The sequence below is a fragment of the Microbacterium sp. Bi128 genome (assembly GCF_918698205.1).
Map to the genome: position 1 here is coordinate 1 of NZ_CAKKMM010001304.1, position 1431 is coordinate 1431.

Sequence of the window (1431 nt, forward strand, 5' to 3'; positions counted from 1 at the left end):
GGACCAGCTCAGGGACTGGGCAGCCGAGACCAACGAGACCTTGGCCCTGGTCCTGGCGGATGCCTGGTACGTGGAAATCTTCGACCCCGTCTGGGGCCGGAACGATGTCCTGTTGGCCGCCGTACTCGAGGCGCTGCAGGCCGCTTAGCCGGCGGGAACGCGCGCCGCGCTGCCGGCGGCGACCCGGTTCCCGGTAAATTCACATATCGGTCGCATCCCACCCGATGCTCGCGGCCTCGTCCAGGGTGCGCGCCTCGAAATGCTCCAGCATGTCCTTCATTGCCTCGAGGCCCTGCTTGAACAGGGCAGAATCCCGCCACTGTTCAATCTGTTCCAGGGACTCCCACGGGCCGGTGCTGATGAACCTGTTCTTGACGTCGCGATCGTGCATCAGCACGGCTTTGGCGTTGGGAAAGTCTTCCTTCGTCTTCCTGGCCAGATCCCGCCAGGCCTGCACAAAATCGTTCTCGCGGCCGGGATGCACCAGCCAGATTCCGAGCGTATAAACAGACACGTCGATCGCCTCCATTGTCCGTACGGGTAGATACGCCGATTATGTTCCTGTCCTCCGGCCGGCGGTAGTGCCGGACCGCCCGGAGCCCGGTTGTGGCCGCAAATGAACCGTTGTAAGGGTGAAGTGGAAGGCCTAGCATGTGGGCAGACCCCCACTCTGGGGCCAGCCTCGGACCTTCCATCGTTGGGAGCGGGCACACGTTCGGATGCCGATGTCCCGGGCGAACACAGGATAGGAAAAACGATGAGCAAATATCTGTTCGAAGCGAACTACGTCGGCGACGGAATCAAGGGACTCATGCGTGAGGGCGGCACCAAACGGCGTGATGCCGTTGTCGAAGCCCTCAAATCGGTGGACGGCTCGCTGGAAAGCTTCTACTACGCTTTCGGGGAGACCGACGTTGTCGGAGTCTTCGATATCCCCGACCAGGCCGACGCCGTCGCCCTGTCACTGATGATCAATTCCACCGGCGCCGTGAACCTGCACATGAAACCGCTCATGTCAGCAGAGGATCTCGACGCGGCAGCCAAGAAGACGCCGTCGTACCGGGCCCCCGGGCAATAGCCCACACGGTGCCCGGCGTGCCGCTGCGGGGCCAGCCCCCGGGCTGGCCCCGCACCGGCAGCGCCGGATGTTTTAGCGCAGCCGCGCTAACTGCCTGGCGGTCGTGCTACTTGGCGCCGTTGTATTCCTCGTCGGTCACGAGGTCACCCCACTCCGACTCCGCGCCCTCCGCGGGCGCTTCCCACATCGCGAGGTGGGTCATGAAATGGTCCGGCGCGGCCCCGTGCCAGTGCCATTCGCCCGGCGGCGTGTAGATCGTGTCGCCGGGGCGGATTTCGGTCACTTCGCCGCCGCGGGCCTGGACCAGGCCGACACCTTCGGTGACGTGCAGGGTCTGTCCGACGGCGTGCGAG

3 protein-coding genes and 1 pseudogene are annotated in these 1431 nt (G+C 64.6%); 2 read left to right on the plus strand and 2 right to left on the minus strand.

Features of this window, described 5'->3' with window-relative positions:
- Window positions 1–148 (plus strand): annotated as a pseudogene (locus tag LQV45_RS35950) (hypothetical protein); the annotation flags it as partial.
- A gap of 51 nt (window positions 149–199) precedes the next feature.
- Here the strand turns inward: LQV45_RS35950 and LQV45_RS32220 are convergent.
- Window positions 200–529, minus strand: coding sequence for an antibiotic biosynthesis monooxygenase family protein (locus LQV45_RS32220; RefSeq protein ID WP_028275943.1), 330 nt, complete (start codon window positions 527–529; stop codon window positions 200–202).
- A gap of 228 nt (window positions 530–757) precedes the next feature.
- Between LQV45_RS32220 and LQV45_RS32225 the strand changes: the two genes are divergently transcribed.
- Window positions 758–1078, plus strand: a complete 321-nt coding sequence (locus LQV45_RS32225; protein WP_028275942.1) for a GYD domain-containing protein — start codon at window positions 758–760, stop codon at window positions 1076–1078.
- 106 nt (window positions 1079–1184) lie between these two features.
- Here LQV45_RS32225 and LQV45_RS32230 read toward each other — a convergent pair.
- The coding region (locus LQV45_RS32230) for a cupin domain-containing protein (protein WP_230011602.1) at window positions 1185–1431 on the minus strand (247 nt) is incomplete at its 5' end.